Genomic DNA, 2,962 nt, shown 5'->3' with positions numbered 1-2,962 from the left:
GATTACTTCTACGACTCCACCAATAGAATCTCCATTTTCTTTCGCTTCATCAATCGCTTGAACCATTAACTTAGAAGCTTCTTGATCCACACAATATACAGGGTCTTCTTCAATAATTCCACGAATTTGTGCAACAGTTAAATCTGCACTTTTTGAGGTGTCAGCTTTTATGCCACCAATTTCTGTTACATGAGAGACAATACTGATACCCAGTTCAGATAACAATTGTTTCGCTACTGCTCCGACTGCCACACGTACGGTAGTTTCTCGAGCAGACGAGCGTTCTAACACGTTACGTAAATCGGTATGACCATATTTCATGCCACCAACTAAATCGGCATGTCCAGGACGCGGTCGTGTGATTTGTCGTTTAACATCTTCAGGGTTTAATCCTTCTTCTAAAGGTTCAATACCCATGACATGTGTCCAATGCTTCCAGTCGTCGTTTGTCACAACTAAAGCTACTGGGGAACCTAATGTTTTACCATGACGAACACCCGACGTAATATCAACCGTATCAGTCTCTATTTGCATACGGCGTCCTCGACCATGTCCACCTTGTCTTCTTTTCAAATCTTTATTTATCATTTCAGCCGTAATGGTTAATTGTGCGGGTAAACCCTCTATAATGGCGGTCAATTGTGGACCGTGAGATTCTCCTGCTGTTAAATAACGCATAACACTTTCCCCCTTCAACTCGCTAAAGTATTTTAAATAACACTATACCACAAACCTTTTTCATTTTCATCGTTCAATTTATGAATAAAATTATCTAGACCCTTTCCTCTACATATAACAAGTATAGCCTAAAGATAATTTGACGGAAAATAAAAAAACAGTCAAATGAAAAATCATTTGACTGCTTACTTTTTTAGTTAATCCAGTTGTTAGCTTCTTTCGTGTAAGAAACAAGCTCTTCTTCTTTGAAGAATAAACCAATTTCACGAACTGCGCTATCAGAAGAGTCAGAACCGTGAATGATGTTTTTTCCAACTGTAACTGCGAAATCTCCACGAATTGTACCTGGTGCAGATTCTTTAGGGTTTGTAGCTCCAGTCATCAAACGGCCAACTGAAATTACGTTTTCACCTTCCCAAACCATTGCGAACACTGGTCCAGATGTGATGAAGTCTACTAATTCGCCAAAGAATGGACGTTCTTTGTGTTCGCCATAGTGTTCAGCAGCAAGTTCAGGTGTAATTTGCATTAATTTTGATCCAACTAATTGGAAGCCTTTCTTTTCGAAACGACCTACGATTTCACCGATCAAGTTACGTTGTACGCCATCAGGTTTTACCATTAAAAACGTTCTTTCCATAATAAACACTCCTTCAATTAAATCTTAGAGAATGATTCCCTTCTGTTAAGGGTAATTTATCCACCGTAAAAAATACTACCATTGTATCATCGTTTGTTCAACCTATTAAAATTTGCGTTTCCCCATATAAAGCGCAATTTCGCGGAGAGATTTTTTTGCAGGTGAAGCTGGTAGTGAATCTATTTCTTTAAGGGCTTTTTGTAAATAGCGGTTACTGATGGCTTTCGCTTTAGGAATCGCGTCGGATTCTCGAATTCTTTTCACCAGTGCAAGTCGCTCAATTTCTGTCATGTTTCCAGAAATAGCATGTTCAAGCGCTGGTCTAAATTCGGGCGAATCTTTTAAAAATAGAATCGGCAATGTTATATTACCTTGAATTAAGTCTGATCCTGCTGGTTTACCTAATTCTTTATCTGTCGATGTAATGTCTAAGATATCGTCTATTATCTGGAACGACATTCCAACATAATAGCCGAACCGTTTTAAATGAGTGGCTGTTTTCTCATCAGCTCCCGAGACCACTGCACCAAGTTCACAGCTAGAGGAAATTAATAAAGCTGTTTTTCTTTTTATACGTCTAAAATAATCTTGTAGGCGTTGATCTAACCTGAATTTATCTTCAATTTGAATGATTTCCCCAACACAAATTTCTACCATTGCGTATGAAAGAATCCGATGAGCTTGTGGATTATTAATGTTGGTAATATATTCAAGCGCTCGGGCAAAAATAAAATCGCCGGTATACATGGCGACTCGATTATTCCACTGTGCTTTAACGGTTAACTGACCACGTCTCATTTCAGAATCATCAATTACATCATCGTGTACTAGTGATGCCATATGTATAAGCTCTAAAGGGACTGCAACATTCATCATTTGGTCAATTTGATAATTCCCAAACTTAGCTGCTAACAAAACAAAAACGGGCCGAATTCGCTTTCCGCCCGCTAATAGTAAATGAAGAGATGCTTCATTGAGTAAGTCTGAAGACGAATTCACCGCTATTTCTAATTCTTTTTCGATGAGATCTAAATCTGAACGCATATCAGAATAGAGCATCTTCAACTTCATCTTTTCCACAACCAGTAACCTTCTCCCAGTAATTAAACTTTTTTCATGCCAATATGTCTTGCAGCTGCTCCGCCGCTATATGGCTTGTATTCTACTTCCACAAATCCAGCTTGTTCTATCATTTTTGCAAGTTCCTTCATCCCTGGAAAATCCTTCGCAGATTCCTGTAACCAAGAATATTCTTTATAACTTTTCGCGAAAAACTTACCAAACACAGGCATTACATATTTAAAATAGAATCGAAATAATTGTTTGTACCCCGGTAATTCCGATTGTGATGTTTCTAAACACACAAACATCCCACCTGGTTTTAGAACACGGTTGATTTCTTTTAAAACTTGCATATAATCAGGAACATTTCGCAAGCCAAAACCAATCGTAATATAATCAAACGTAGCATCAGGGAATGGTAATTGCATAGCATTTCCATGAATCAATTCAATTTGAGGATATTCTTTAACTTTCTCATACCCAACATTCAACATATTTTGGCTAAAGTCTAATCCAATCGCTTTTCCATTTGGACCTACCGCATGTCCCATTGAAATCGTCCAGTCAGCAGTTCCACAACAA

The 2,962-nt window shown here is 38.1% G+C and carries 4 protein-coding genes; all 4 read right to left on the bottom strand.

Features of this window, described 5'->3' with window-relative positions:
- A partial coding sequence (aroC, locus tag AC1DOS_RS19175) for a chorismate synthase (RefSeq protein ID WP_477538786.1) occupies window positions 1-678 on the bottom strand: 678 nt, incomplete at its 3' end.
- Window positions 679-871: 193 nt separating this feature from the next.
- Window positions 872-1,318, bottom strand: a complete 447-nt coding sequence (ndk, locus tag AC1DOS_RS19170) for a nucleoside-diphosphate kinase (protein WP_108587172.1) — start codon at window positions 1,316-1,318, stop codon at window positions 872-874.
- A 105-nt stretch (window positions 1,319-1,423) separates the two neighbouring features.
- Window positions 1,424-2,398 (bottom strand): heptaprenyl diphosphate synthase component II, encoded by a 975-nt coding sequence (gene hepT, locus AC1DOS_RS19165; RefSeq protein WP_477538785.1) that lies wholly within the window; start codon window positions 2,396-2,398, stop codon window positions 1,424-1,426.
- 23 nt (window positions 2,399-2,421) lie between these two features.
- A partial coding sequence (locus AC1DOS_RS19160; protein ID WP_477538784.1) for a demethylmenaquinone methyltransferase occupies window positions 2,422-2,962 on the bottom strand: 541 nt, incomplete at its 5' end.

This window comes from Paenisporosarcina sp. P5_A11, from assembly GCF_056400705.1.
This window is presented reverse-complemented; position numbering and strand designations above follow the sequence as displayed.